27 protein-coding genes are annotated in these 25,319 nt (G+C 60.3%); 24 read left to right on the top strand and 3 right to left on the bottom strand.

The features are described from left to right. The first annotated feature begins 134 nt into the window (after positions 1 to 134). From CUR33_RS02025 to CUR33_RS01935, 19 genes are all read left to right on the top strand, one after another. Positions 135 to 995 carry a glycine betaine ABC transporter substrate-binding protein gene (locus CUR33_RS02025; protein WP_289238532.1) on the top strand — a complete coding sequence of 287 codons (861 nt, stop codon included), beginning with the start codon at positions 135 to 137 and terminating at the stop codon, positions 993 to 995. Positions 996 to 1,273: 278 nt separating this feature from the next. Then, positions 1,274 to 1,852, top strand: coding sequence for an AbiU2 domain-containing protein (locus CUR33_RS02020; protein WP_289238531.1), 579 nt, complete (start codon positions 1,274 to 1,276; stop codon positions 1,850 to 1,852). Between the two features lie 75 nt (positions 1,853 to 1,927). After that, positions 1,928 to 2,623: a hypothetical protein gene (locus tag CUR33_RS02015; protein ID WP_289238530.1), complete on the top strand. Its 696-nt coding sequence runs from the start codon at positions 1,928 to 1,930 to the stop codon at positions 2,621 to 2,623. Positions 2,624 to 2,742: 119 nt separating this feature from the next. After that, positions 2,743 to 2,904 (top strand): DUF2986 domain-containing protein, encoded by a 162-nt coding sequence (locus tag CUR33_RS02010; protein ID WP_282874239.1) that lies wholly within the window; start codon positions 2,743 to 2,745, stop codon positions 2,902 to 2,904. 48 nt (positions 2,905 to 2,952) lie between these two features. Continuing rightward, entirely contained in the window at positions 2,953 to 3,261 is a 309-nt protein-coding gene (locus CUR33_RS02005) for an NIPSNAP family protein (protein WP_282874240.1), read from the top strand. A 28-nt stretch (positions 3,262 to 3,289) separates the two neighbouring features. Continuing rightward, positions 3,290 to 3,832, top strand: coding sequence for a DinB family protein (locus CUR33_RS02000; protein WP_289238529.1), 543 nt, complete (start codon positions 3,290 to 3,292; stop codon positions 3,830 to 3,832). A gap of 34 nt (positions 3,833 to 3,866) precedes the next feature. After that, positions 3,867 to 4,556 carry an L-2-amino-thiazoline-4-carboxylic acid hydrolase gene (locus CUR33_RS01995; protein ID WP_289238528.1) on the top strand — a complete coding sequence of 230 codons (690 nt, stop codon included), beginning with the start codon at positions 3,867 to 3,869 and terminating at the stop codon, positions 4,554 to 4,556. Positions 4,557 to 4,692: 136 nt separating this feature from the next. Beyond that, positions 4,693 to 5,283 carry a transcriptional regulator BetI gene (betI, locus tag CUR33_RS01990; protein WP_167146649.1) on the top strand — a complete coding sequence of 197 codons (591 nt, stop codon included), beginning with the start codon at positions 4,693 to 4,695 and terminating at the stop codon, positions 5,281 to 5,283. A 184-nt stretch (positions 5,284 to 5,467) separates the two neighbouring features. Next, positions 5,468 to 6,940 carry a betaine-aldehyde dehydrogenase gene (gene betB / locus CUR33_RS01985; protein WP_289238527.1) on the top strand — a complete coding sequence of 491 codons (1,473 nt, stop codon included), beginning with the start codon at positions 5,468 to 5,470 and terminating at the stop codon, positions 6,938 to 6,940. Between the two features lie 96 nt (positions 6,941 to 7,036). Then, entirely contained in the window at positions 7,037 to 8,725 is a 1,689-nt protein-coding gene (gene betA / locus CUR33_RS01980; protein WP_289238526.1) for a choline dehydrogenase, read from the top strand. A 213-nt stretch (positions 8,726 to 8,938) separates the two neighbouring features. Further along, the gene (gene argS, locus CUR33_RS01975; protein ID WP_289238525.1) at positions 8,939 to 10,678 is read left to right on the top strand and encodes an arginine--tRNA ligase; all 1,740 of its coding nucleotides are present in this window, start codon (positions 8,939 to 8,941) and stop codon (positions 10,676 to 10,678) included. Continuing rightward, on the top strand, positions 10,679 to 11,362 hold the full coding sequence (locus tag CUR33_RS01970) for an SPOR domain-containing protein (RefSeq protein WP_289238524.1): 684 nt from the start codon (positions 10,679 to 10,681) through the stop codon (positions 11,360 to 11,362). A gap of 141 nt (positions 11,363 to 11,503) precedes the next feature. Beyond that, entirely contained in the window at positions 11,504 to 12,043 is a 540-nt protein-coding gene (gene hslV, locus CUR33_RS01965) for an ATP-dependent protease subunit HslV (RefSeq protein WP_282874247.1), read from the top strand. A 153-nt stretch (positions 12,044 to 12,196) separates the two neighbouring features. Then, the gene (gene hslU / locus CUR33_RS01960; RefSeq protein WP_090254919.1) at positions 12,197 to 13,537 is read left to right on the top strand and encodes an HslU--HslV peptidase ATPase subunit; all 1,341 of its coding nucleotides are present in this window, start codon (positions 12,197 to 12,199) and stop codon (positions 13,535 to 13,537) included. Between the two features lie 57 nt (positions 13,538 to 13,594). Continuing rightward, positions 13,595 to 13,969, top strand: a complete 375-nt coding sequence (locus CUR33_RS01955) for a gamma-butyrobetaine hydroxylase-like domain-containing protein (RefSeq protein ID WP_090254917.1) — start codon at positions 13,595 to 13,597, stop codon at positions 13,967 to 13,969. A gap of 374 nt (positions 13,970 to 14,343) precedes the next feature. Beyond that, complete coding sequence (gene phaC, locus CUR33_RS01950) at positions 14,344 to 16,023, top strand: class II poly(R)-hydroxyalkanoic acid synthase (protein WP_090254914.1); 1,680 nt, start codon at positions 14,344 to 14,346, stop codon at positions 16,021 to 16,023. 155 nt (positions 16,024 to 16,178) lie between these two features. Continuing rightward, positions 16,179 to 17,039 carry a poly(3-hydroxyalkanoate) depolymerase gene (gene phaZ / locus CUR33_RS01945; protein WP_090254912.1) on the top strand — a complete coding sequence of 287 codons (861 nt, stop codon included), beginning with the start codon at positions 16,179 to 16,181 and terminating at the stop codon, positions 17,037 to 17,039. Positions 17,040 to 17,231: 192 nt separating this feature from the next. Further along, the gene (gene phaC / locus CUR33_RS01940; RefSeq protein ID WP_289238523.1) at positions 17,232 to 18,914 is read left to right on the top strand and encodes a class II poly(R)-hydroxyalkanoic acid synthase; all 1,683 of its coding nucleotides are present in this window, start codon (positions 17,232 to 17,234) and stop codon (positions 18,912 to 18,914) included. Positions 18,915 to 19,001: 87 nt separating this feature from the next. After that, positions 19,002 to 19,616 (top strand): TetR/AcrR family transcriptional regulator, encoded by a 615-nt coding sequence (locus tag CUR33_RS01935; protein WP_090379388.1) that lies wholly within the window; start codon positions 19,002 to 19,004, stop codon positions 19,614 to 19,616. Positions 19,617 to 19,679: 63 nt separating this feature from the next. Here the strand turns inward: CUR33_RS01935 and CUR33_RS01930 are convergent, their stop codons facing one another. From CUR33_RS01930 to CUR33_RS01920, 3 genes are all read right to left on the bottom strand, one after another. After that, positions 19,680 to 20,450, bottom strand: a complete 771-nt coding sequence (locus CUR33_RS01930) for a phasin family protein (protein ID WP_289238522.1) — start codon at positions 20,448 to 20,450, stop codon at positions 19,680 to 19,682. A gap of 10 nt (positions 20,451 to 20,460) precedes the next feature. Next, complete coding sequence (locus CUR33_RS01925) at positions 20,461 to 20,901, bottom strand: phasin family protein (RefSeq protein WP_090254904.1); 441 nt, start codon at positions 20,899 to 20,901, stop codon at positions 20,461 to 20,463. Positions 20,902 to 21,049: 148 nt separating this feature from the next. Further along, positions 21,050 to 21,328, bottom strand: coding sequence for a polyhydroxyalkanoic acid system family protein (locus CUR33_RS01920; protein ID WP_289238521.1), 279 nt, complete (start codon positions 21,326 to 21,328; stop codon positions 21,050 to 21,052). A 204-nt stretch (positions 21,329 to 21,532) separates the two neighbouring features. Between CUR33_RS01920 and ubiE the strand changes: the two genes are divergently transcribed. The 5 genes from ubiE (at position 21,533) to CUR33_RS01895 (ending at position 25,315) form a co-directional block, all read left to right on the top strand. Next, the gene (gene ubiE / locus CUR33_RS01915) at positions 21,533 to 22,303 is read left to right on the top strand and encodes a bifunctional demethylmenaquinone methyltransferase/2-methoxy-6-polyprenyl-1,4-benzoquinol methylase UbiE (protein ID WP_090254901.1); all 771 of its coding nucleotides are present in this window, start codon (positions 21,533 to 21,535) and stop codon (positions 22,301 to 22,303) included. Continuing rightward, on the top strand, positions 22,303 to 22,920 hold the full coding sequence (locus tag CUR33_RS01910; RefSeq protein WP_289238520.1) for a ubiquinone biosynthesis accessory factor UbiJ: 618 nt from the start codon (positions 22,303 to 22,305) through the stop codon (positions 22,918 to 22,920). The genes ubiE and CUR33_RS01910 overlap by 1 nt, the downstream gene beginning before the upstream one ends. Then, positions 22,917 to 24,506, top strand: coding sequence for a ubiquinone biosynthesis regulatory protein kinase UbiB (gene ubiB / locus CUR33_RS01905; RefSeq protein ID WP_289238519.1), 1,590 nt, complete (start codon positions 22,917 to 22,919; stop codon positions 24,504 to 24,506). The genes CUR33_RS01910 and ubiB overlap by 4 nt, the downstream gene beginning before the upstream one ends. Positions 24,507 to 24,573: 67 nt before the next feature. Beyond that, positions 24,574 to 24,975 (top strand): phosphoribosyl-AMP cyclohydrolase, encoded by a 402-nt coding sequence (hisI, locus tag CUR33_RS01900; RefSeq protein ID WP_289238518.1) that lies wholly within the window; start codon positions 24,574 to 24,576, stop codon positions 24,973 to 24,975. Positions 24,976 to 24,982: 7 nt separating this feature from the next. Further along, positions 24,983 to 25,315, top strand: a complete 333-nt coding sequence (locus tag CUR33_RS01895) for a phosphoribosyl-ATP diphosphatase (protein WP_090255176.1) — start codon at positions 24,983 to 24,985, stop codon at positions 25,313 to 25,315. Positions 25,316 to 25,319 lie beyond the last annotated feature (4 nt).

The following is a 25,319-nucleotide window of genomic DNA, read 5'->3' as shown; positions in this document are numbered from 1 at the left end:
CGAGGCCACACGGCCATCGCCGGGTTTGCTGCACCCCGGATTTAACACGCAATACCGTACGACCCAGCTAGGCCCGCAAGAAGAACGCGCCAGTAACTCACTGAACTGCCACTCTCACTGACGGAGCACACCCTATGCGAAACCTGAAGAACCTCTGCCTGCAAAGCCTCGGCGTTGCCGCCCTGGCCATCGGCATGAGCAGCGCCATGGCGGCGGACAAAGCCACCCTGAAAATCGGCTACGTAAACGGCTGGGACGACAGCGTCGCCGCCACCCACGTCGCCGGTGAAATCCTCCAGAGCAAACTCGGTTACACCGTCGAGCTGAAGCCTGTAGAACCCGCCATCATGTGGCAGGGCGTAGCCCGTGGTGACCTCGACGCCACCCTCTCCGCCTGGCTGCCCGCCACCCACGGCGAATACTTTGCAAAACTCAAAGACAAGGTCGAAGTGCTCGGCACCAACTACGCCGGCGCCAAAATCGGCCTGATCGTGCCGGACTACGTAGAAGCCAAAACCATCGCCGACCTGCAAACCTACGCCAAAGACTTCGACGGCAAAATCACCGGCATCGACGCCGGCGCCGGCGTGATGCGCCGCGCCGAAGACGCGATCAAGGAATACGCCCTCACCGACATCAAACTGATGCCAAGCTCCGGCCCAGGCATGGCCACCGCCCTGACCCGTGCCGAGAAGGACAAGAAAGCCATTGTCGTCACCGGCTGGATCCCGCACTGGATGTTCGCCAAATGGAACCTGCGCTTCCTCGAAGATCCGAAAAAAGTCTTCGGCGATGACGAACACGTCGACACCGTCGCCAACCCCAGCATCAACAGCAAAGCCCCAGAAGCCGCTGCCTTCCTGAAGAAATTCTCCTGGAGCGGTGAAGAAGTCGGCGCCGTAATGCTCGCCATCCGCGACGGCGCCAAACCGGAAGACGCCGCCAAAGACTGGATCAGCAAAAACCCAGAGCGCGTCGCCGAGTGGCTTAAATAAGCCCAGGCTGCACCTCTATATATAAAGCGGGCTACGGCCCGCTTTTTTGTGGGCGCGAAATGGTGGCGGGAGAATGTTCTAGACAGTGGGATATGGGGGTGGATAGGGTTGGGACTAGCCAAACTGTCGCCTAACATCGGCCGCTTTCTGCACCTTCGCGACATTGAGAATGGGATATAGACGGGATACAGCAGATAGGGTGACGTTATGCGACAGGAAAGCGCGACATTGGTATGCCGCATAATTAATAGTTATATTTTCTCAAGCCGGAGCTTTGGATGCTGGATATTGATAGGTTTATCTTTGAATTAGATCGCCTAATTACGGCAGTCCATTTTTACGACGAGGTATACTGTAACGAAGATGGAGTTAATGCGATTAGCAGCTTGTCCTTGGAGGCCGCAAAGATAATCCAGCGCTCTATTCATAACGATATAGTTCTATCTACTGCACGACTAGTATTCGACGGCAAAGGCTTTAATTCCTCCGAAGGCACACGTGAAAATCTAAGCCAGTATAACTTAGTGTGCAACTATAAAGAGCACATCGATCCCGAACTAGAAAAACACAGGACTACAATTGCCGCTCTAAAGAAAAAATTTGACACCAAGAGTTACCGCGACTTAGTTATTGCGCATAACGATAAACCTACCATTACCGGAAAAATATCGATTCCAAAACATAAAATTGACACCAAAACTCTACTGAATTTACTCGACGAGTCTCGCTCACTTATGTTTGGAATACGACTGAAAGTCGCAAAAAACAACAAAGAAACATATCTTCCCGTCACTGATGGAAAAGTGACGCGTTGTGGTGTAGGGCGGGATTTCGTAAGGCGAATCAAGAGAATATAAAAACTGGTTCAAATCGTTCATGGGAATGCCCCTCCACTAACAAAGCCTATGTCCGTAAAGCAGGGATGCCCTTCAATGAAATACGCCTACTTCCTCCTAGCACTTTTATCAGCATCCGTCCAAGCAGATGAATTTTTCGAAGCAGAGTATGGAGAGCAACCGGATCATTTGACGCCTCTAGACCATCCGTCAGACGAGTATGATCAGCGAATTTCTGAACATCTGTTTCTTACAGACGGCGAGTTGGGAAGGTTTATATCGCGACCCTCTTTTGGATTAGAGAGCTGCGTCTCGGTGTACGAAAAAATTTCAGACGAATTACTGAAGCAACCCGACGCACTCTGGCCTGCGACCAGTGATAAAAATAAATACTTCATTACGGTCACACAGGCCGCAGAAAATCTCTGGTATTCGATGGCGCAGAATAACTCCGAGAAAAAGACTAAACATGTTGAAGTGACACGCATAGATCGCGAGATCAGTTTGCGACTTGCAGTCGCCATTCAACGTACGTGGGCGCGCATGCTGCACCACACCAAATACCCTGCAAAGGCATCATTAGGCCTGGACGGTACAACTTTCCAGCTATCCGTATGGGTTAGAGGCTTCGGCGATCTGAATGGTGAAACATGGTCGCCTGATAAAGGTTTGCCTGCGGAGATTGTTTCAATTGGAGTAGACTTAGCTAATTTTGCTAGGGACAAGGCTACGAGTGAAGAGCCTCTTATTCAACGTTTAAATAAACTTGAATCCGAAATTCCGAAATTATAAAAATAACTAAATGGAGCGAAGTGTTTTATATTTGATAAACTCAAAGTCATCACACCGTTAGACTCCTCTTCAAAACCACTTTCTTTGCACACGCCAATTAACCAACCCGGCCTAAACCAATGAACCGCCGCAAAAAAATCAAACAGCTACTCGAAGCTCACGCCAAAAAAGCCAATGCCAAGTTGGCACCGAAGAAGAAATCCACCTATATCAGCAAAGCCGACCGCTTAAAACTGGCCGAAGAAGCCAACCCGGATTCGACCACTACCCCTGAAAGCTAGGCACGCTTTATTGCCCCAGTCAGCCCTTAGTACATATAAGGAAGTACCATGATCACCTGCCATATCCGCTATGTGCTCGACCCGCGCAAACTCAAGGAATTCGAACACTACGGCAAGCTGTGGATTGCCCTGGTGGCGAAGTTTGGCGGCACGCATCACGGTTATTTCCTGCCATCGGAAGGTGCCAACAATATCGGCCTGGCGATGTTCAGCTTCCCCAGCCTGGCGGAGTACGAACAGTATCGGCTGAAATCTTTTGCCGACGCCGAGTGTCTGGCGGCCTTTAAGTATGCCGAAGAAACCCAGTGCATCATCAGCTACGAGCGCACCTTCTTCCGCCCGGTATTCGATGCCTGACTGAACCTTAATTGCCGAGTTAAGCGCCATGTCCCAGCTCGCCCACTTCCAGTTGATGGCCCGCTATAACGCGTGGATGAATGACAAGCTCTACGCGGCCGCCGGCCAGCTTTCGCCGCAGGCGCTGAGTGAGGATCGCGGGGCGTTTTTCCCGTCCATCCTCGCCACGCTTAACCATATTGCGGTGGCCGATATCATCTGGCTCAAGCGCTTTGCCGAGCACCCGGCGTGCGCTGAGCTGCGTGAGGTGATCAGCGATCTGCAACGGCCAGCGGCGCTGGATCAGCTGTTATTCAATACCTTCGCCCCGCTGCATGCTTTGCGCGGCCGGCTGGATAGGCATATCAGCAACTGGGTAGCGGCACTGACCGAGCAGGATCTGGAGCATGTGCTGGCCTACGGCAATATGAAGGGCGTGCCGGCGCAGCGGCCGTACGCCAGCCTGATGCTGCACTTCTTCAATCATCAGACCCACCATCGCGGCCAGGCCAGCACCTTGCTGCATCAGGCTGGTCAGGATATCGGTGTGACCGATTTACTGGCGCTGATTGCCGACATTGAGCCGCGCTAGTGCGCTCCGCAATCCGCCAGAGCCAAGACAGCCGATGAAGCCACTCGCCCTGCTGCTGGTTTATCTCCCGCGCATCGCCTTTCGCCAGGCGGCGCAGGCGCAGCTAGGTGCGTGTTTGTCGGCGGCCACGGCGGCAGCGGTATGGGCCAGAACCCTGGAAGTACAACGTGAATTGCAACGCACGCGCGTGCGCCATTCGCCTGGGGTGAATCTGCTGCTGCGTTATATGCAGTGGGATTTCGCGCTGTACCGCACCCTGCAGGAGCACGGCATTGGCCAGCAGCAGGCCGGCGAGTGGATTGAGCAGATCAACTGGCAGATCTTCGGCCCGGCCAGCGCCATGGCGTTCAAGGTGTCGCGCCTGCGTAGCCGCCGCTTGCAGGCACGCATCCAGTGGCTACTCGATGCGCTGTTCAGCCTGGTGTTTACCCGCCCTTTTCGCCGCAGCAATCTGCCAGCCGCCTCTGGCGTGGCCTTTGATGTGCAGGTGTGTCCGCTGGCCAGTTACTTGCGCGAGCAGGGTGCGCCGGAGCTGACCCACTTTGCCGCGTGCAGCCTGGATTACCGCATGGCTAGCGATTGGGGCGTGACTCTGCGGCGCACACAAACCCTCGCCGGCGGCGCGGCCTACTGCGATTTCCGCTTTAGCGTGCCACCGGTTCAGCTGATTGCTCGCGCAGGCGCGGGCGTCGATAAAACCGCCGCCGATCAACCTGGAAACTAGCCGCGCTGGCCCTCGCGCAGCGGCATGCCCCTGACCGACAGGTCATCCCTGGAACGCCATGTTTGATTGATCGTTCAACAATAACCGGCCTAGACTGCGCGCATTCCGGGGACGCCCCCTATCGACGGAGAAGCCGATGCCCAAGGTTGGAATGCAACCAATCCGCCGCTCGCAATTGATCGCGGCGACCCTTGAAGCAGTGGATCAGGTCGGCATGAGCGATGCCAGCATCGCCTATATTGCGCGGATCGCCGGGGTTTCCAACGGGATCATCAGCCACTATTTCCGCGACAAGAACGGCCTGCTCGACGCCACCATGCGCCACCTGATGCAGGCGCTCAGTGATGCCGTGCGCGAACGCCGCGCCAGCTTGCCGCCGGACCAGCCGCGCGAACACCTGCGGGCGATGATTGAAGGCAACTTCGATGACAGCCAGGTCAACGGCCCGGCGATGAAAACCTGGCTAGCGTTCTGGGCCACCAGCATGCACCAGCCGGCGCTGCGGCGTTTGCAGCGGGTCAATGATCACCGCCTGTATTCCAACCTGTGCGGGCAATTCAGCCGGGTATTGCCGCAGGATCAGGCGCGCAGCGCGGCCCGAGGACTGGCAGCATTGATTGATGGCTTGTGGCTGCGAGGGGCGCTGTCCGGCGAGGGTTTCGACACCCGCCAGGCGATTGAGATCGCCTACGAATACCTCGACCTGCAGTTGCTCAAGGCGCAATAGCCGCCTCTCTTTTAAATAGCCGAATACCGCCACCGACTCGCCCTGCGTGTCGCGTTTGGCTGCGCCCTGTCGTTTTTGTTGATTGATCGTTCAATTAAGATAATTTAGCCTTGCGTCTATATTGCCTACACCGACGACCTGCGCCAGGCGGCTCGCGTCGACCACCGCACACGAGGAACGCGCCATGCCCCGCTTCGACGAACAGCAGCTCTTTATTGGCGGCCGCTATGTAACGGCCAGCAGCGGCGAGACCTTCGACAGCATCAACCCCGCCACCGGCGAAGTACTGGCCCGCGTGCAGCGCGCCAGCAAAGCGGACGTGGAACTGGCCGTGGCCAGCGCCACCGAGGGCCAAAAGGTGTGGGCGGCAATGACCGCCATGCAGCGTTCGCGCATCCTGCGCAAGGCCGTGGACATTCTGCGCGAGCGCAACGATGAGCTGGCCGAGCTGGAAACCCTCGACACCGGCAAGCCGCTCTCCGAAACCCGCTACGTCGATATCGTCACCGGCGCCGACGTGCTGGAGTACTACGCCGGGCTGATTCCGGCCATCGAAGGCGAGCAGATCCCGCTGCGCGAAACCAGTTTCGTCTACACCCGCCGCGAGCCGCTCGGCGTGGTCGCCGGTATCGGCGCGTGGAACTACCCGATCCAGATCGCCCTGTGGAAATCCGCGCCGGCCCTGGCCGCCGGCAACGCGATGATCTTCAAACCCAGCGAAGTGACTTCGCTCAGCGCATTGAAACTGGCGGAAATCTACAGCGCCGCCGGCCTGCCGGATGGCGTTTTCAACGTGCTGACCGGCAGCGGCCGTGAAGTTGGCCAGTGGCTGACCGAGCATCCGGGCATCGAGAAGATTTCCTTTACCGGCGGCACCGTGACCGGCAAGAAGGTCATGGCGAGCGCCTCCAGCTCGTCGCTCAAGGAAGTGACCATGGAGCTGGGCGGCAAGTCGCCGTTGATCATCTTCGAGGACGCCGACCTCGACCGCGCCGCCGATATTGCGGTGATGGCCAACTTCTACAGCTCCGGCCAGGTCTGCACCAACGGCACCCGCGTATTCGTGCCGCGCATGCTGCAGGCGCGCTTCGAGGCCAAGGTGGTTGAGCGGGTCAAACGCATCCGCCTCGGTGACCCGCTGAATGACAGCACCAATTTCGGCCCGCTGGTCAGCGCGGCGCATATGGACAGCGTGCTCGGCTATATCGAAAAAGGCCGCAGCGAAGGCGCGCGCCTGCTGATCGGCGGCAATCGCGTGACCGAGGGCGACTACGCCAAAGGCGCCTATGTCGCGCCGACGGTGTTCACCGACTGCAACGACGGCATGACCATCGTCCGTGAGGAAATCTTTGGCCCGGTGATGAGCATTCTGATTTACGACACCGAAGAGGAAGTGATCCGCCGCGCCAACGCCACCGAGTACGGCTTGGCTGCCGGCGTAGTAACCCGCGACCTGAACCGCGCGCACCGAGTGATCCACAAGCTGGAAGCTGGCATCTGCTGGATCAACACCTGGGGCGAGTCACCGGCGGAAATGCCGGTGGGTGGCTACAAGCAATCCGGCGTCGGCCGCGAAAACGGCCTGACCACCCTCGCGCACTACACGCGGATCAAATCGGTACAGGTCGAGCTGGGCGGTTACACCTCGGTGTTCTGACCCGCCCACGAATTGATCGCCGCCCCGTAGCCCGGATGCAATCCGGGAACAGTCACCGCGTTTTCCCCGGAGTGCATCCGGGCTACAGGAGCTTTTATGCCCCAGGAATTCGACTACATCATCATCGGCGCCGGCTCGGCCGGTAACGTGCTGGCCACCCGTCTGACTGAAGACGCCGACGTCAGCGTGTTGCTGCTGGAAGCCGGCGGCCCAGACTACCGCCTGGATTTTCGCACCCAGATGCCCGCCGCCCTGGCCTTCCCGCTGCAAGGCCGGCGCTATAACTGGGCCTACCTGACCGAGCCCGAACCGCATATGAACAACCGCCGCATGGAATGCGGGCGCGGCAAGGGATTGGGCGGCTCATCCTTGATCAACGGCATGTGCTACATCCGTGGCAACGCCATGGACTACGACGGCTGGGCCGAGGAAAAGGGCCTGGAAGACTGGAGCTACCTGGATTGCCTGCCGTATTTCCGCAAGGCGGAAACCCGTGATATCGGTGCCAATGCCTACCACGGCGGAGAGGGCCCGGTGAGCGTGACGACGCCGAAGAACGGCAATAACCCGCTGTTCCACGCCATGATTGAGGCCGGCGTGCAGGCCGGTTACCCGCGCACCGACGACCTCAACGGCTACCAGCAGGAAGGCTTCGGCCCGATGGACCGTACCGTCACGCCCAAGGGCCGCCGTTCCAGCACTGCGCGCGGCTACCTCGATCAGGCCCGCGAGCGGCCGAACCTGACCATCGTCACCCACGCCCTTACCGACCGCATTCTGTTCAGCGGCAAGCGCGCCAGCGGCGTGGCGTATCTGCTCGGCGATAACGACACACCGATCACCGTCAACGCGCGCCGCGAAGTGCTGCTGTGTGGCGGCGCGATTGCCTCGCCGCAGGTGCTGCAACGCTCCGGCGTCGGCCCGGCGGCGCTGCTGCGCGAGCTGGACATCCCCTTGGTGCACGACCTGCCTGGCGTCGGCCAGAACCTGCAGGATCACCTGGAGGTGTACCTGCAATACGCCTGCAAGCAACCGGTGTCGCTGTACCCGGCGCTGCAATGGTGGAATCAGCCGATGATCGGTGCCAATTGGCTGTTCCTCGGCAAAGGCATCGGCGCCAGCAACCAGTTCGAGGCCGGCGGCTTTATCCGCTCAAGTAGCGAGTTCGAGTGGCCGAATATCCAGTACCACTTCCTGCCGGTGGCGATTAACTACAACGGCAGCAACGCGGTGAAGGAACATGGCTTCCAGGCGCACATGGGCTCCATGCGCTCGCCGAGCCGTGGGCGCATTCAGATCAAATCCAAGGACCCGCGCCAGCACCCGAGCATCCTCTTCAACTATATGGCGCATGAGCAGGACTGGCGCGAGTTCCGCGACGGCATCCGCATCACCCGCGAAATCATGGCGCAATCCGCCCTGGACCCGTATCGCGGACGTGAGATCAGCCCCGGCGCCGAGCTGCAAACCGACGCCGAACTGGACACCTTTATCCGCGAACATGCAGAAACGGCCTACCATCCGTCGTGCTCCTGCAAGATGGGTGAAGACGATATGGCAGTGGTCGACGGCCAGGGCCGGGTGCACGGCGTGCAAGGCCTGCGCGTGGTGGATGCGTCGATCATGCCGCTGATTGTCACCGGCAATCTGAATGCACCAACCATCATGATGGCCGAGAAGATCGCCGACAAAATCCGTGGCCGCGCCCCGCTGCCACGCAGCAGCGCGCCGTATTTCGTCGCCGGCAACGCGGCGGTGCGCGGCACGGCGCAGCGCTCCGCGTAACGCTTCACGCTACATCCAGACGCCGCAGTGGTTTCGCCTCTGCGGCGTTTGTCTATATATGCCCAGCGCGGCGTGATCTGCAGCCCATCGCGGCGGCCTTTAGCTCGGCGAAACCACACGCTGCTTGAAGCTGCGGGCGAAGGGCGTCGATAATGCGCAGTTTTCAACCAGCGCCTTTGTGCGCCGCCGCCCCCACGGCCGACCGAGCAGACCATGAAAGACAGCATTCGCCACCTGATCCAGCAAGCCCTGACCCGCCTCACTGCCGACGGCGTGCTGCCGGAAGGCCTGAGCCCGGCCATTCAGGTGGAGAACACCAAGGACAAGACCCACGGCGACTTCGCCAGCAATATCGCCATGATGCTGGCCAAGCCGGCCGGCATGAAGCCGCGCGACCTGGCCGAGAAGCTGATTGCCGCGCTGCCGAGCGATGCGGCGATCAGCAAGGTCGAGATCGCTGGCCCGGGTTTCCTCAATTTCTACCAGAACACCCAGGCCCTGGCCGCGCGCCTGGATGCCCTGCTGGCTGACGCCAAGCTCGGCGTGCGCAAGGCTGGCCCAGCGCAGCGCGTGGTGATCGATCTGTCGGCGCCCAACCTGGCCAAAGAGATGCACGTTGGCCACCTGCGCTCGACCATCATCGGTGACGGCGTGGCGCGGGTGCTGGAGTTCCTCGGCGACGAAGTCATCCGACAGAACCACGTGGGCGACTGGGGTACCCAGTTCGGCATGCTGCTGGCCTTTATGCAGGAAAACCCGGAGGCCGCCGAAAGCGAGCTGGCTGATCTGGAAGGTTTCTACCGCGCGGCGAAGAAGCGCTTCGACGAATCCCCTGAGTTCGCCGAGCGGGCCCGCGAGCTGGTGGTGCAGCTGCAAGCCGGCGACGCCGAATGCCTGCGCCTGTGGCACCGCTTCAACGATATTTCCCTGAGCCACTGCCAGGCGTTGTATGACCGCCTCGGCGTGAAGCTCTCCATGGCCGACGTGAAAGGTGAAAGCGCCTACAACGACGACCTGGCCAACGTGGTCGCCGATCTCAAGGCCAAGGGCCTGCTCAGCGAAAGCGACGGCGCGCAGTGCGTGTTTATGGACGAGTTCAAGAACGCCGAAGGCAATCCGCTGCCGCTGATCGTGCAGAAGGCAGGCGGCGGTTACCTGTACGCCACCACCGACCTGGCTGCCACCCGCTACCGTGCCAACGTATTGAAAGCCGACCGCGCGCTGTACTTCGTCGATCAACGCCAGGCCCTGCACTTCCAGATGGTCTTCACCGCCGCGCGCCTGGCCGGCTTCGTCCCGGCCAGCATGCAGCTGGAACACATGGGTTTCGGCACCATGAACGGCGCCGATGGCCGTCCGTTCAAGACCCGCGACGGCGGCACGGTAAAACTGGTCGACCTGCTCGATGAAGCCGAAGAGCGCGCCTACGCCCTGGTCAAAGGCAAAAACCCTGAACTGGACGAAGCCGAGCTACGGCAGATTGCACGCGCGGTGGGCATCAGCGCAGTGAAATACGCCGACCTGTCCAAGCACCGCACCAGCGACTACCGCTTCAACTTCGAGCTGATGCTGAGCTTCGAGGGCAATACCGCACCTTATCTGCTGTACGCCTACACCCGCGTGGCCAGCGTATTCCGCAAGCTGGGCAAGGGCTTCGAGCAGATCGAAGGCAGCCTCAACCTGCAGGCCGCCCACGAAATCGAACTGGGCGGCAAGCTCGCACAGTTCAATGAAGTGCTCGCCAGCGTCGCCGACAAGGGCGAGCCGCACCTGCTATGCGCCTACCTGTACGACCTGGCTGGCTTGTTCTCCAGCTTCTACGAGAATTGCCCGATCCTCTCCACCGAGGACGAAGCGCTGCGTAACAGCCGCCTGCGCCTGGCCGCACTGACCGCGCGCACGCTCAAGCAGGGCCTGGAACTGCTCGGCCTGGAAACCCTGGAGCGCATGTAAGTGGCAGCGAAGAAAAAGCCCGCCGCCAAACGCGGCGCCAGCCGTTACCAGGCACCGGCGAAAAAACCGGTGCCGGGTTGGTTCTGGCTAGTTTGCGGCCTGGTGATCGGCGGCTTTATGGTGTTTCTGTTCAGCCTTGAACCGGGCCGCGACGAGATCAAGCGCACCAAGGTCGAACAGGAGCGGGCCTCTCAGGCCAGCAAAGCGGCAGCCGTCAAGCCAGCCACCAGCGAGCCTGCCAAGCCCAAGTACGACTTCTACACCCTGCTGCCAGAATCAGAAGTGATCCTGCCGCCGCAGGCCATTGAGCAACCTGCCGCCGTGCCTGAGCAGAAACCGGTCACCCCGGAAGAGGCCGCGAAGATTGATGCCGCCCGCGCCGAAGCCGCGCTCAACGGCCAGGTGCCGCCACCGCCGCCGGTGGTCGCCAAAGGTCCGGTCAGCTCGCAGTTCTTCCTTCAGGCTGGCTCATTCCGCCGCAAGGACGACGCCGACAGCCTGCGCGCGCAGATCATCCTGCTCGGGCAAAGCGTGCAGGTGGAATCCGGCACCGTGCGCGAGGAAACCTGGCACCGCGTGCTGGTCGGCCCCTTTGCCACCCGCGAACAGCTCGGCCAGGCGCAGAAAACCCTGTCCGCCAGCGGCTTCAGCAATCTGTTGTTACAGCAGCGCCAGGCGCAATAAACCGCGCGATTTCAGGCCCTGCGGCGCGCTCTGCCGACTATTTGTCGGACAGCATGCGCTTCAGGGCTTGAAGCGGGCTGCCGCTGCCCCCACTTCATTCGGCATTGGGCACTTTCGCCCCGCTGCGTGGAGACTCTCACCTTGACCACCATCGTTTCAGTGCGCCGCAACGGCAAAGTCGTCATGGGCGGCGACGGCCAGGTGTCCCTCGGCAATACCGTGATGAAAGGCAACGCGAAGAAAGTTCGTCGCCTGTACCACGGCCAGGTGCTGGCCGGTTTTGCCGGCGCCACCGCCGACGCCTTTACCCTGTTTGAACGCTTTGAAGGCCAGCTGGAAAAGCATCAAGGCCATCTGGTGCGCGCCGCCGTTGAACTGGCCAAAGACTGGCGCACCGACCGCTCGCTGAGCCGCCTGGAAGCCATGCTGGCCGTGGCCAACAAGGACGCCTCGCTGATCATCACCGGCAACGGCGACGTGGTTGAGCCCGAGCATGGCCTGATTGCCATGGGCTCTGGCGGCGGCTTCGCCCAGGCTGCAGCCATGGCCCTGCTGCAGAAAACCGATTTGAGTGCCCGTGAAATCACCGAAACCGCGCTGAACATTGCCGGCTCCATTTGTGTCTTCACTAACCAAACCTTGACTATCGAAGAAGAAGACTGCGCCGATCCGGCCGCTTAAAGCTGCTGCGCTCGGCCATGCTGCGTTGAAAGCAGGCTCGGAATGCTCATTTACAGACGTAAACTCCGCTTCCTCGCCTACTTTCGCCTTGCCTGGCCTTCGCTCGCGACGCTTTAAACACCCTGATTAGCGGTCTTTTCTGGAGTAACCCGCATGTCCATGACGCCCCGCGAGATCGTTCACGAACTCAACCGCCACATCATCGGTCAGGACGACGCCAAGCGCGCCGTGGCCATTGCCCTGCGCAACCGCTGGCGGCGCATGCAGCTGCCGGTTGAGCTGCGCGCTGAAGTGACGCCCAAGAACATCCTGATGATCGGCCCGACCGGTGTCGGCAAAACCGAGATCGCCCGCCGCCTGGCCAAGCTGGCCAATGCACCGTTTATCAAAGTGGAAGCAACCAAGTTCACCGAAGTCGGTTATGTAGGCCGCGATGTCGAGTCGATCATCCGTGACCTCGCCGATGCGGCAATCAAGATGCTGCGGGAGCAGGAGATGGTCAAAGTCCGTCACCGCGCCGAAGATGCCGCTGAAGAGCGCATCCTCGATGCCCTGCTGCCACCGGCCCGCACCGGTTTCAGCGAAGAAGCCGCACCGGGCAACGACTCCAACACCCGCCAGCTGTTCCGCAAGCGCCTGCGCGAGGGTCAGCTGGATGACAAGGACATCGAGATCGAAGTGGCCGACGCTCCGGCCGGCATCGAAATCATGACCCCGCCGGGCATGGAAGAGATGACCAACCAGCTGCAAAGCCTGTTTTCCAACATGGGCAAGGGCAAGAAGAAGAGCCGCAAGCTCAAGGTCAAGGAAGCCCTGAAAATGGTGCGCGATGAAGAAGCCGCGCGCCTGGTCAACGAGGAAGAACTCAAGGCCCAGGCCCTGGAAGCCGTGGAACAGAACGGCATCGTGTTTATCGACGAGATCGACAAAGTGGCCAAACGCGGCAACACCGGCGGTGCCGACGTGTCCCGCGAAGGCGTGCAGCGTGACCTGCTGCCGCTGATCGAAGGCTGCACGGTGAACACCAAGCTGGGCATGGTGAAAACCGACCACATCCTGTTTATCGCCTCCGGCGCGTTCCACCTGAGCAAGCCGAGCGACCTGGTACCCGAGCTGCAAGGCCGCCTGCCGATTCGCGTGGAGCTGAAAGCCCTGACCCCGCAGGATTTCGAGCGCATTCTCACCGAGCCGCACGCCTCGCTCACCGAGCAATACGCCGCCCTGCTGAACACCGAAGGCCTGGGCATCCAGTTCGTTGCCGAAGGCATCAAGCGCATCGCCGAGATTGCCTATCAGGTCAACGAGAAGACCGAGAACATCGGCGCACGCCGCCTGCACACCCTGCTTGAGCGCCTGCTGGAGGAGGTTTCCTTCAGCGCCGGCGATCTGGCTGGCCAGCAGAACGGCACGCCGATCGTGATCGACGCCGCTTACGTCAACAGCCACCTCGGCGAGTTGGCGCAGGACGAAGACCTGTCGCGCTATATCCTGTAACGCGCCCGCCCGTAGCCCGGATGCAATCCGGGCTACGGAGCAACCCAGGAAGCAATCATGCGCATCCCTACCGCGATAAAACTGCACAAAGCCTCGAAAACCCTGGAGCTGCATTACGGGGCGGACGAGCGCTACACCCTGCCCGCCGAGTTCCTGCGCGTGCATTCGCCGTCGGCGGAAGTGCAGGGTCACGGCAAGCCCATTCTGCAGACCGGCAAGCTCGGCGTCGGCCTGAACAAGATCGAGCCAGCAGGCAATTACGCCCTCAAACTGACCTTCGATGACGGCCACGACAGCGGCCTGTTCACCTGGGATTATCTGGAACAGCTGTCCCTGCGCCAGACTGAACTGTGGAACGATTACCTCGCCACCCTCGCCGCCGCCGGCAAGTCCCGCGATCCCAGCGAGAGCGTAGTCAAGCTGATGCTCTGAAGTGCCCAGGCGATATACCGTCAGGAATTGACCCAGGTGCTTCAGCTATTTCCTCACGCCCGCACCACCAAGCGGCAATCTGCCGCAGCGCAGCAGCCCGTCTAGCTCGTTGATCCTGGCGGGTTAGAGCGCATTTTCTAATCCTTCCCTGCATACTCATCATGCATTCGGCCTGGATCGCGGCCGGCTTGCACAAATTCTCAAACTCGGGTAACCAAGTAGTTGGAAGTTTCTCGCGCCAGGCAGCCCCTGCGACGAGGACGATTGCGGAGCGATCCGCCCTTGGTAATCCGGGCAATACCTGGCCCTTAGCCCTGTGTCGCCGAGCACAGCAGTACGCCGGTATTTCGTCTCAGGACAATGGAGCGTTGTAGATGACAGATAAGAATAATGATGACCTGAAACACCAGGCCTCCGAGAACACGCTGGGCCTTAACCCGGTGATCGGCATCCGCGGTAAAGACCTACTTAGCTCCGCCCGAGTCGTACTCAAGCAAGCCCTCAAGCAACCCCTGCACAGCGCCAAACACCTTGCCCACTTCAGCATGGAGCTGAAGAACGTGATGCTCGGCCAATCCGACCTCACCCCCGCCGATGGCGACCGGCGCTTTGCCGATCCCGCCTGGAGCCAGAATCCGCTGTACCGCCGCTACCTGCAGACCTACCTGGCCTGGCGCAAGGAGCTGCATGACTGGGTCGAGCACAGCAACCTGTCCGAACAGGATGCCAGCCGTGGCCACTTCGTGATCAATCTGATGACCGAAGCCATGGCCCCCAGCAACAGCATGGCCAACCCGGCCGCTGTTAAGCGCTTCTTCGAAACCGGCGGCAAGAGCCTGCTAGACGGCCTGTCGCACTTGGCCCAGGACATCGTCAACAACGGTGGCATGCCCAGCCAGGTCAACATGAACGCCTTCGAGGTCGGTAAAAGCCTGGCCACCACCGATGGCGCAGTGATTTTCCGCAACGACCTGCTGGAGCTGATCCAGTACAAGCCGATCACCGAGCAGGTACACGAACGTCCTCTGCTGGTAGTACCACCACAGATCAACAAGTTCTACGTGTTCGACCTGTCGCCGGAGAAGAGCGTGGCGCGCTTCCTGCTGCGCAATGGCGTGCAAACCTTCGTGGTGAGCTGGCGCAACCCGACCAAGGCACATCGCGAGTGGGGCCTGTCGACCTATATCGAAGCACTGAAAGAAGCCATCGACGTGGTCACCGCCGTCACCGGCAGCAAAGACATCAACATGCTCGGTGCCTGCTCCGGCGGCCTGACCACCACCTCGCTGTTGGGCCATTACGCCGCGCTGGGTGAGAAGAAGGTGCATGCGCTGACCCTGCTGGTCAGCGTGCTGGATAACCGTCTGGAAACCGATGTGGCGCTGTTCGCCGACGAAAAGAGCCTGGAGCTGGCCAAGCGCCGCTCCTATCAGGCCGGTGTGCTGGAAGGCAGCGACATGGCCAAGGTGTTCGCCTGGATGCGCCCCAACGACCTGATCTGGAACTACTGGGTTAACAACTACCTGCTCGGTAACGAGCCACCGGTGTTCGATATCCTCTACTGGAACAACGACACCACGCGCCTGCCCGCTGCCCTGCATGGCGAGTTTATCGACATGTTTACCTCCAACCCGCTGATCCGCGCGGGCGCACTGGAAGTTTGCGGCACGCCAATCGACCTCAAGCAGGTTACCAGCGACCTCTACTGCGTGGCCGGCACCACCGATCACATTACGCCGTGGGAGTCGTGCTACAAATCGGCCAATCTGTTCGGCGGCAATGTCGAGTTCGTGCTGTCCAACAGCGGGCATATTCAGAGCATTCTCAACCCGCCGGGTAACCCGAAAGCACGCTACATGACCAACACCCAGATGCATGCGGACCCGAAAACCTGGCAAGCCAGTTCGACCAAGCACGCCGATTCGTGGTGGCTGCATTGGCAAGTCTGGCTGGGCGAGCGCTCCGGCGCGCACAAAAAGGCACCGACGCAGCTGGGCAACAAAAAATACCCGGCCGGCGAAGCGGCTCCTGGCACTTACGTGCACGAGCGTTGATCACCTGCGCACTGCGCATACTGCCCGCGGCACTGGAGGTGTCGCTCGCCCACCCGCTCATTGGTGCGGGTGAGGCGAACCAGGCTTAGCCCTGGTGTTTCTGGAAAAGACCCGGAGGGTCTGATCCAGCGTTTTAATTGATAGGGCTTTTGCGCATGTCGCTACCTTTCGTATTCCGCACCATTGAACTGGACGGCCAGACCATCCGCACCGCGGTTCGCCCCGGTAACGGCGAGATGACTCCGCTGCTGATCTTTAACGGCATCGGCGCCAACCTGGAGCTGGTCATGCCGTTCGTGCGCGCCCTGGACCCCGGCCTGGAGGTCATCGCCTTCGACGTACCCGGTGTCGGCGGCTCCTCCACGCCCAGCACGCCCTACCGCTTTCCTGGCCTGGCCAAACTGGCCGCACGCATGCTCGATTACCTCGACTACGGTCAGGTCAATGCGATTGGCGTGTCATGGGGCGGTGCCCTGGCGCAGCAGTTTGCCCATGACTACCCCGAGCGCTGCAAGAAGCTGATCCTCGCGGCCACCTCGGCCGGCGCGGTGATGGTGCCTGGCAAACCCAAGGTGCTCTGGTGCATGGCCAGCCCGCGGCGTTATGTACAACCGTCTTACGGCGTGCAGATTGCCCCGGAAATCTACGGTGGCGCATTCCGCCGCGACCCGAAACTAGCCCTGGCACATGCCAGTAAAGTCCGTTCAGGCGGCAAGATGGGCTACTACTGGCAGCTGTTCGCCGGCCTCGGCTGGACCAGCATCCACTGGCTGCACAAGATTCGCCAACCGACGCTGGTAATGGCCGGCGATGATGACCCGCTCATCCCGCTGGTGAACATGCGTCTGCTGGCCTGGCGCATCCCCAACTCGGAACTGCACGTGATCGACGACGGCCACCTGTTCCTGGTAACCCGCGCCGAAGCTGTAGCGCCGATCATCATGAAATTTCTTGAGGAAGAACGGCAGCGCGCGATCATGCACCCACAACCCGCGCCAGCCCGCACGCTCGGCTAAGCGCACTCAAGCTGGGCGAGCATGTCAACAACACGCACCGGGGCTGTGCCGAAGCACAGTGCTTGACCCACTTTCGGGCACGTTGTATTACCTGAGAATTAGCGCGCGGCAGTCTGGAACGCCCATGCGCGCGCATTGGTATAAGCCTTGCTGCTTATCAAGTCTCATGGTTTGACGACGGAGTGTTGCCCAATGCGAGACCAACCTGCCAAACGTGCCCTGCCCGTACGCAGCAGCGCGATGAATGCCCAAAACGCAGTGGTCGGTCTGCGCGGCCGCGACCTGCTGTCCACCCTGCGCGGCCTGGCGCTGCAAGGGATCAAACAACCCATTCACAGCGCCCGCCATGTCGCCGCACTGGGCGGTCAACTCGGTCGCGTACTCTTGGGTGACAAGCCGTTCAAGGTCAACCCGCAGGACCCGCGCTTCGCCGACCCGACCTGGCGTGATAACCCGATCTACAGCCGCAGCCTGCAAGCCTACCTGGCCTGCCAGAAGCAGTTGAACAGCTGGATCGACGAAAGCAACCTGGACGCTGACGACCGTGCCCGTGCGCGCTTTGTCGCCACCCTGCTCGGCGATGCCCTGGCGCCTAGTAACACCCTGCTCAACCCGCAAGTCATCAAAGAGCTATTCAACAGTGGCGGCAGCAGCCTGTTCAAGGGCGTGAGTCACCTGTTCGATGACTTGGTCAATAACGACGGCATGCCCAGCCAGGTCAGCAAACACGCCTTCGAAGTCGGCCGCAACCTGGCCACCACCAGCGGTGCCGTGGTGTTTCGCAGTGAATTGCTGGAGCTGATCCAGTACAAGCCGATGAGCGAAAAGCAGTACGCCAAGCCGCTGCTGATCGTGCCGCCGCAAATCAACAAGTTCTATATTTTTGACCTTTCCAGCGAAAAGAGCTTCGTCCAGTACGCGCTGAAGAACGGCCTGCAAACTTTCGTCATCAGCTGGCGTAACCCCGACCCACGGCACCGCGAATGGGGCCTGTCGAGTTACGTAGAAGCACTGGAAAAAGCCATCGACGCCTGCCGTGAAATCACCGGCAGCAAGGACGTTAACCTGCTCGGCGCCTGCGCCGGTGGCCTGACCATTGCGGCACTGCAAGGTCATCTGCAGGCCAAGCGCCAGCTGCGCAAAGTGGCCAGCGCCACGTACATGGTCAGCCTGCTGGACAGCCAGATCGACAGCCCGGCCATGCTGTTTGCCGACGAGCTAACCCTCGAAGCGGCCAAACGCCGCTCCTACCAGCAGGGCGTGCTAGACGGTCGTGACATGGCGCGAGTATTCGCCTGGATGCGCCCCAACGACCTGATCTGGAATTACTGGATCAACAACTACCTGCTCGGCAAGCAGCCACCGGCCTTCGACATTCTCTACTGGAACAACGACAACACCCGCCTACCCGCTGCTTTACACGGCGACCTGATCGACTTCTTCAAGCACAACCCGCTGACCCACCCACGCGGCCTGGAAGTCTGCGGTACACCCGTCGATCTGCAGAAGGTTACGGTCGACAGTTTCAGCGTCGCCGGGATCAACGATCACATCACCCCCTGGGATGCGGTGTACCGCTCGACGCTGCTGCTGGGCGGTGATCGGCGCTTTATTCTGTCCAACAGCGGACATATCCAGAGCATTCTCAACCCGCCGGGTAATCCGAAGTCCAATTACCTGGAGAACCCCAAGCTCACTGGTGACCCGCGCGCCTGGTACCACGATGCCGAGCACGTACAAGGCAGCTGGTGGCCGGTGTGGCTGAGCTGGATGCAGGAGCGTTCGGGTGTACAAAAGGACACCCTGATGGCGCTTGGTAATCAGCACTACCCAGCCATGGAAGCTGCGCCCGGCACCTATGTGCACGTGCGCTAAAACACCCAAACATGCCTGATCAAACTGGCCGCAAACCCATGCGGCCAGGTATCGTCAGCCTTCCCGCGGCCAGAATAAGAAGACCGGATGAAAACCCGCGACAGAATCCTTGAATGTGCCCTGCTGCTGTTCAACCAGAAGGGCGAGCCGAATGTCTCCACCCTGGAAATCGCCAACGAGCTGGGCATCAGCCCAGGCAACCTCTACTACCACTTCCATGGCAAAGAGCCGCTGATCCTCGGTCTGTTCGAGCGCTTTCAGGCCGAACTTGCACCGTTGCTCTCGCCCCCCGAGGACGTGCAGCTGGATGTAGAAGACTATTGGCTGTTTCTGCACCTGATTGTCGAGCGCCTGGCGCACTACCGTTTCCTGTTTCAGGACCTGTCCAACCTGACCAGCCGCCTACCAAAACTGGAACGCGGCATGCGTCACTGGCTCAACAACCTGAAACGCGCGCTGGCCGAACTGCTCGCCCAACTGCAACTTGATGGCCAGCTGCAAAGCGATACCCAGTCACTGGGCCAGTTGGTCGAGCAAATCACCCTGACCCTGCTGTTTTCCCTGGACTACCAACGCATCATCGGCCGCGAAGGCGAGAGTCGCTTAGTGGTATATCAGGTGATGATGCTGGTGGCTCCACACCTGGCCGAAGAGTCACGCTACGCCGCCGAACACCTGGCGCAGCGCTACCTCGAAGATTAACGCGAATGCATAAACGCAAACGCCCGGCACGAGGCCGGGCGTTTGCGTTGACTGCTGCGCGTCTTACGACTGGGCGGCAGGTGTTACAGGTGCAGCAGGTGCAGCGGCCGGTGCAGGTGCAGCAGCGGCGGCCGGAGCAGCAGCGGGCTTCGCGGCGGCCGGCTTGGCTGGTGCCTTGGCAGCGGGTTTAGCCGCTGGCTTGGCGGCTGGCTTAGCAGCAGCTTTGGCAGCAGCTTTGGCAGCAGGTTTAGCCGCTGGTTTGGCTGCAGCCTTGACGGCCGGTTTAGCCGCTGGCTTGGCAGCAGGTTTCGCTGCAGGCTTGGCGGCTGCTTTAGCGGCCGGCTTGGCTGCTGGCTTAGCAGCTGGTTTGGCGGCTACTTTCTTCACGGCAGGCTTGACCGACTTGACCGAAACACCGGTCAGTTGCTCGATCTGCTTGGTCAGGCTTTCAACTTTGGCGTTGAGCTCTTTCACTTCATTGCGGCTCGGAACACCGAGACGCGAAATGGCATTGTTCAAACGCTTGTCGAAGGCTTCTTCCAGCTCGCCCCACTTGCCAATAGCCTTGTCTTTGACTTCATCAACTTTCGATTTGGCAGTGTCCACTTTCGAACCCACAGTGGTCTTCACTGCGCCAACTTGCTTGTCGACTTCGGTCTTGGCTTGCTTCTCAGCTTTTTCGCCATCCTTGACCAGCGTGTCGAACAGCTTGTTGCCGTCCTTGCTGACCTTGGAGTAGGCACCCAAACCAGCCAGCCAGATTTGACGCGAGTATTTTTCTACTTCGCCAATCCAGGAAGTGGTTTGCTTTTCGGTTTTCTTTTTGACAGCCATCCTGCTCTCCTTACTTGGTACGCGCGACGTGCTCGAGCAACGCGCTCAGCTCATCCAGCTTAGCAGACAGTACTTCAACATCCTGCTTGGACGGGATACCCATGCGATTCAGGGCGCTGGCAACACGGTTATCGAAGGCCTTCTCGATTTTGTCGAGCTGTACTTCGAACTTGCCTTTCACGCTGCTGACATTGCTGGTGACAGTGGTCTTAACGCTGTCGATCTGGCTGTTGGCTGCTTCAACTTGTTCGTTGACCAGTTTTTTGCCTTGCTTTTCAACGCCTTCGCCGCTCTTCACGAGTTCTTTGAAGTACTCGGAACCTTCTTGACCGGCTTTGGCGTATGCGCCCAGACCTGCCAGCCAGATTTTGCGGGCGTAAACTTTCGCGTCGCTCAGCACAGTGCTGGTTTCTTCAACGACGGCTTTCTTTTTAACGGCAACTTTCGACATGGTGCACCTCACTCTAAGTGTTTCGAGGAAACGCCCACGGAATGCAGGCTTAGGTGCACGGTATCGATGAAAATTAGAAACCGCATACTAAGCATGCGGAAAATTGCAGGAGCCATGCTCAAAAAGAGAGCAGCAACGACCGTAAACCTCAGGCCTGCAGATTCTTGTCCAGCACCTCTTCGATCTCGCGTTTGATGCTGCCACTCATCGCCGACAGCAACAGCCCCAGGCTGAGCTGTACGCGCACACTGTGGTCATGCACCTCAATACGCCCATCCGCGCCGCTGCGCTTGAATTCCAGCGTGTCGCCATTCCAGCGGTAACGCACGTCGTATTTGCGAGCCAGGCGCTCGGCCAGTTGCTCGGCTTTTTCCCGGGCGACTTCGCGCCCCAGGGTGTGGGGACGTTCTACGGTGATTTTGGCCATGCATTTCTCCTCGTCCGTTAACTGCGACCTTACGTCGCTGCGACTATAGCAAGGCTGCAGACCGCAAGCTGCACGCGACGCCAGTGCTCAGTCCGTTGCAGAACTTTGTTGTTCGCCGCCGCACGGCCCAAACCCAGCGGGGCTTTTTGGGTTTAGAATGACCGCCACTTTAGATGCAGCCTCTGTGTTTTAGGAAAGGCCACGATGAACGATCCGCGCAAGAGCAGCGACAGCGAACCCACCACGCACTTTGGCTTCCAGAGCGTGCCGGAAAGCCAGAAGGCGGAAAAAGTCGCCGAAGTCTTTCACTCGGTCGCGGCCAAGTACGACCTGATGAACGACGTGCTGTCTGGCGGCATGCACCGCTTGTGGAAGCGCTTCACCATCGAACTGTCTGGCGTGCGCAGCGGCAATCGGGTGCTGGATATCGCCGGCGGCACCGGCGACCTGACCCGCAAGTTTTCCAGCCTGGTCGGCCCGACTGGCGAAGTGGTGTTGGCCGACATCAACGAATCGATGCTGCGCGTCGGCCGTGATCGTCTGCTCGACAAAGGCGTGGCCGGTAACGTCAGCTTCGTTCAGGCCGATGCGGAAAAACTGCCGTTCCCGGACAACCATTTCGACGTGGTGACCATCGCTTTCGGCCTGCGCAACGTGACGCACAAAGAAGACGCCATCCGCTCAATGCTGCGCGTACTCAAGCCGGGCGGTCGCCTGTTGATCCTGGAGTTCTCCAAGCCGTCCAGCCCGCTGCTGTCGAAGTTCTACGACGCCTACTCGTTCAAGTTCATGCCGCTGGCCGGAAAACTGATCACCAACGACGCCGAAAGCTACCGCTACCTGGCCGAGTCGATCCGCATGCACCCGGATCAGGACACCCTCAAGGCGATGATGGTTGAAGCCGGTTTCGAGCGCGTGACCTTCCACAATATGACCGGCGGCATCGTCGCCCTGCACCGCGGCATCAAGCCCTGATGCTGCTGACCGGGCTGCTGGCCGGCGTCGAACTCGGCCTTAACCGCGTATTGGCCATGGACAGCACCGCGCTGCCGCGCCTGGCGCGCTTAAGCGGCCGGGTGATTGCCGTGGAGTGCGCCGCGCCAAATCTGCAGCTGTTTATTCTGCCTAGCGCCAGCGGCCTGCAACTGGCCGCGCAATGGGCCGGCGATGCTAATTGTCACTTGCGCGCCCCCGCCGCCAGCCTGTTGCGCCTGGCCGTGAGCCGCGACAAGACCAGCATCCTGCACAGCCCGGACGTCACGCTGGATGGCGACAGCGCCGCCCTGCTGGAACTGGCCGGAATCCTTCAGGACCTTGAGCTGGACTGGGAATACGAACTGTCGCGCTGGCTCGGCCCAGTCGGCAGCCAGCTGCTCGGTGGCCATCTGCGCAGTCGGGTGAACTGGAGCAGCCAGGCGCTCGACAGCCTGCGCCTGAACCTGGCCGACTACCTCAGTGAAGAATCCCGCAGCCTGGTCGGCCAGCGCGAAGCCGATGCGCGCTTCGCCGAACTGGATCACCTCAAGCTATCCCTCGACCGACTCGACGCGCGCATCGAGCGCCTCGCCCAACGCCATAAGCCCATCGCATGAAGCTGCTTGCCGTTCGTCGTCTGTTGCGTATCCAGCGCGTAGTCATTCGCTACCAGCTGGACGACCTGTTATTCGCCCTGCCGCTGCCTTTCTGGGCTCGCTTACTGCGCTATGTGCTGCCTTGGCGCTGGCTGCCGCGCCGCAACCTTCTGCTGTCGCGCGGCGCACGTCTGCGTCTGGCGCTGGAAGAACTGGGGCCGATCTTTATCAAGTTCGGCCAACTGCTTTCCACCCGCCGCGATCTGTTGCCCACTGATATCGCTGACGAGCTGGCCAAGCTGCAGGATCAGGTACCGCCCTTCGACCCGGCCAAAGCGCTGGCACTGATCGAATCCCAATTGGGCGCAAAGGTCGGTGAAGTGTTTGCCCGCTTTGATACGCAACCGCTGGCATCGGCCTCGGTCGCCCAGGTGCATGCCGCGCAGCTGAAAAGCGGCGAAGAGGTGGTGGTCAAAGTCATCCGTCCAGGCTTGAAACCGGTCATTGAGCAGGACATCGCCTGGCTATTCCTACTGGCCAAAGTGGCCGAGCGCGCCTCTGTGGACGCACGTCGCCTGCGCCCGGTGGAAGTGGTCAGCGATTACGAAAAGACCATCTACGACGAACTCGACCTGCTGCGTGAAGCGGCCAACGCCAGCCAGCTGCGGCGCAACTTCGAAGGCTCGCCGCTGCTCTATGTACCGCAGGTGTACTGGGATTATTGCCGGCCGAAGGTGCTGGTCATGGAGCGCATCTACGGCATTCAGGTTACCGACCTGGAAACCCTGGCCGATCAGCGCACCGATATGAAACTGCTGGCCGAACGCGGCGTGGAGATTTTCTTCACCCAGGTGTTCCGCGACAGTTTCTTCCATGCCGACATGCACCCCGGCAATATCTTCGTCAGCACGCGCACACCGTGGAACCCGCAGTACATCGCGATCGACTGCGGCATCATCGGCAGCCTCACCGCTGAAGATCAGGACTACCTGGCGCGCAACCTGATTGCCTTCTTCAAGCGCGATTACCGTCGCGTGGCACAGCTGCATATCGACTCGGGCTGGGTGCCGGCGGAAACCAAGATCAATGATTTCGAGGCGGCAATCCGTACCGTGTGCGAGCCGATCTTCGAAAAACCGCTGAAGGACATCTCCTTCGGCCAGGTGCTGCTGCGCCTGTTCCAGACCGCGCGCCGCTTCAATATGGAAGTGCAACCGCAGCTGGTGCTGCTGCAGAAAACCCTGCTGAATATCGAAGGCCTGGGCCGCCAACTCTACCCCGACCTGGATCTGTGGAGCACCGCCCAGCCCTTCCTTGAGCGCTGGATGCGTGAGCGCATCAGCCCGCTGCAGCTGCTGCGCAACCTGCAACTGCAGGCCGAGCAGGTGCCGCATCTGTCGCAAATTGCCCGTGAAACCCTTGAGCGCCTCAATCAGCAACCGGCCAGCCACCAGGAGCAGCCCGTGGCACGCCGCCAATGGCCTGCACGCTTGCTCGGCGCAGCGCTGATCGGTGGCGCTGCTACACAGGGCCTGGCGCTGAGCCTGATCGCCTGGCCGAGCTGGCTAATGCTGGCGGGCGGCCTCTATCTGGTGCTGCGCCGATAGCCACACCGGGTAGGCACTGGCACACTAGCTTTCTGAATCAGACAGCCCGAGATGGGCGGAACTTGCAATGACTGACTGGCTCGACGACATCAATTGGAACAGCGACGGCCTGGTACCGGCCATCGCCCAGGACCACAAGACCGGCCGTGTGCTGATGATGGCCTGGATGAACCGTGAGGCGCTGTCCCTGACGGCTACCGAACAACGTGCCATCTACTGGTCACGCTCGCGCGGCAAACTCTGGCGTAAGGGCGAAGAATCAGGGCATGTGCAGAAACTGCATGAAATGCGCCTGGACTGCGACGCTGACGTGATCATCCTGATGGTTGAACAGCTGGGCGGTATCGCCTGTCACACCGGCCGCGAGAGCTGCTTTTACCGGGTGTTTGAGAACGGCACCTGGAAAATCGTCGAAGCGGTGCTGAAAGACCCGCATGCCATCTACAGCGCAGGACATACCCATGAGTGACTCGGCCATGACTGATACCCTGAGCCGCCTGGCCGAGGTACTGGAGTCGCGCAAAGGCGCTGCCGCCGACAGCTCGTATGTCGCCAGCCTGTACCACAAGGGCCTGAATAAGATTCTGGAAAAGGTCGGTGAGGAGTCAGTGGAAACCATCCTCGCGGCCAAAGATGCAGCCGTTAGCGGCGACTGCAGCGATGTGATTTATGAAACCGCAGACCTGTGGTTCCACAGCCTGGTTATGCTTGCCGCCCTCGGCCAGCACCCCCAGGCGGTACTGGACGAGCTGGACCGGCGCTTCGGCCTCTCCGGGCACGCGGAAAAAGCCGCACGCTCGCAAGACTGATTAA

Origin of the sequence: Pseudomonas sp. FEMGT703P (assembly GCF_002786345.1) — a bacterium.
Classification (GTDB): domain Bacteria; phylum Pseudomonadota; class Gammaproteobacteria; order Pseudomonadales; family Pseudomonadaceae; genus Aquipseudomonas; species Aquipseudomonas peli.
This window is presented reverse-complemented; position numbering and strand designations above follow the sequence as displayed.

Excerpts from the sequence above, each read along its gene's own strand:
- CUR33_RS02025 (WP_289238532.1), top strand. The coding sequence starts at position 135 with ATGCGAAACCTGAAGAACCTCTGCCTGCAAAGCCTCGGCGTTGCCGCC.
- CUR33_RS02020 (WP_289238531.1), top strand. The coding sequence starts at position 1,274 with ATGCTGGATATTGATAGGTTTATCTTTGAATTAGATCGCCTAATTACG.
- CUR33_RS02015 (WP_289238530.1), top strand. The coding sequence starts at position 1,928 with ATGAAATACGCCTACTTCCTCCTAGCACTTTTATCAGCATCCGTCCAA.
- CUR33_RS02010 (WP_282874239.1), top strand. The coding sequence starts at position 2,743 with ATGAACCGCCGCAAAAAAATCAAACAGCTACTCGAAGCTCACGCCAAA.
- CUR33_RS02005 (WP_282874240.1), top strand. The coding sequence starts at position 2,953 with ATGATCACCTGCCATATCCGCTATGTGCTCGACCCGCGCAAACTCAAG.
- CUR33_RS02000 (WP_289238529.1), top strand. The coding sequence starts at position 3,290 with ATGTCCCAGCTCGCCCACTTCCAGTTGATGGCCCGCTATAACGCGTGG.
- CUR33_RS01995 (WP_289238528.1), top strand. The coding sequence starts at position 3,867 with ATGAAGCCACTCGCCCTGCTGCTGGTTTATCTCCCGCGCATCGCCTTT.
- betI (WP_167146649.1), top strand. The coding sequence starts at position 4,693 with ATGCCCAAGGTTGGAATGCAACCAATCCGCCGCTCGCAATTGATCGCG.
- betB (WP_289238527.1), top strand. The coding sequence starts at position 5,468 with ATGCCCCGCTTCGACGAACAGCAGCTCTTTATTGGCGGCCGCTATGTA.
- betA (WP_289238526.1), top strand. The coding sequence starts at position 7,037 with ATGCCCCAGGAATTCGACTACATCATCATCGGCGCCGGCTCGGCCGGT.
- argS (WP_289238525.1), top strand. The coding sequence starts at position 8,939 with ATGAAAGACAGCATTCGCCACCTGATCCAGCAAGCCCTGACCCGCCTC.
- hslU (WP_090254919.1), top strand. The coding sequence starts at position 12,197 with ATGTCCATGACGCCCCGCGAGATCGTTCACGAACTCAACCGCCACATC.
- CUR33_RS01955 (WP_090254917.1), top strand. The coding sequence starts at position 13,595 with ATGCGCATCCCTACCGCGATAAAACTGCACAAAGCCTCGAAAACCCTG.
- phaC (WP_090254914.1), top strand. The coding sequence starts at position 14,344 with ATGACAGATAAGAATAATGATGACCTGAAACACCAGGCCTCCGAGAAC.
- phaZ (WP_090254912.1), top strand. The coding sequence starts at position 16,179 with ATGTCGCTACCTTTCGTATTCCGCACCATTGAACTGGACGGCCAGACC.
- phaC (WP_289238523.1), top strand. The coding sequence starts at position 17,232 with ATGCGAGACCAACCTGCCAAACGTGCCCTGCCCGTACGCAGCAGCGCG.
- CUR33_RS01935 (WP_090379388.1), top strand. The coding sequence starts at position 19,002 with ATGAAAACCCGCGACAGAATCCTTGAATGTGCCCTGCTGCTGTTCAAC.
- CUR33_RS01930 (WP_289238522.1), bottom strand. The coding sequence starts at position 20,450 with ATGGCTGTCAAAAAGAAAACCGAAAAGCAAACCACTTCCTGGATTGGC.
- CUR33_RS01925 (WP_090254904.1), bottom strand. The coding sequence starts at position 20,901 with ATGTCGAAAGTTGCCGTTAAAAAGAAAGCCGTCGTTGAAGAAACCAGC.
- CUR33_RS01920 (WP_289238521.1), bottom strand. The coding sequence starts at position 21,328 with ATGGCCAAAATCACCGTAGAACGTCCCCACACCCTGGGGCGCGAAGTC.
- ubiE (WP_090254901.1), top strand. The coding sequence starts at position 21,533 with ATGAACGATCCGCGCAAGAGCAGCGACAGCGAACCCACCACGCACTTT.
- CUR33_RS01910 (WP_289238520.1), top strand. The coding sequence starts at position 22,303 with ATGCTGCTGACCGGGCTGCTGGCCGGCGTCGAACTCGGCCTTAACCGC.
- ubiB (WP_289238519.1), top strand. The coding sequence starts at position 22,917 with ATGAAGCTGCTTGCCGTTCGTCGTCTGTTGCGTATCCAGCGCGTAGTC.
- hisI (WP_289238518.1), top strand. The coding sequence starts at position 24,574 with ATGACTGACTGGCTCGACGACATCAATTGGAACAGCGACGGCCTGGTA.
- CUR33_RS01895 (WP_090255176.1), top strand. The coding sequence starts at position 24,983 with ATGACTGATACCCTGAGCCGCCTGGCCGAGGTACTGGAGTCGCGCAAA.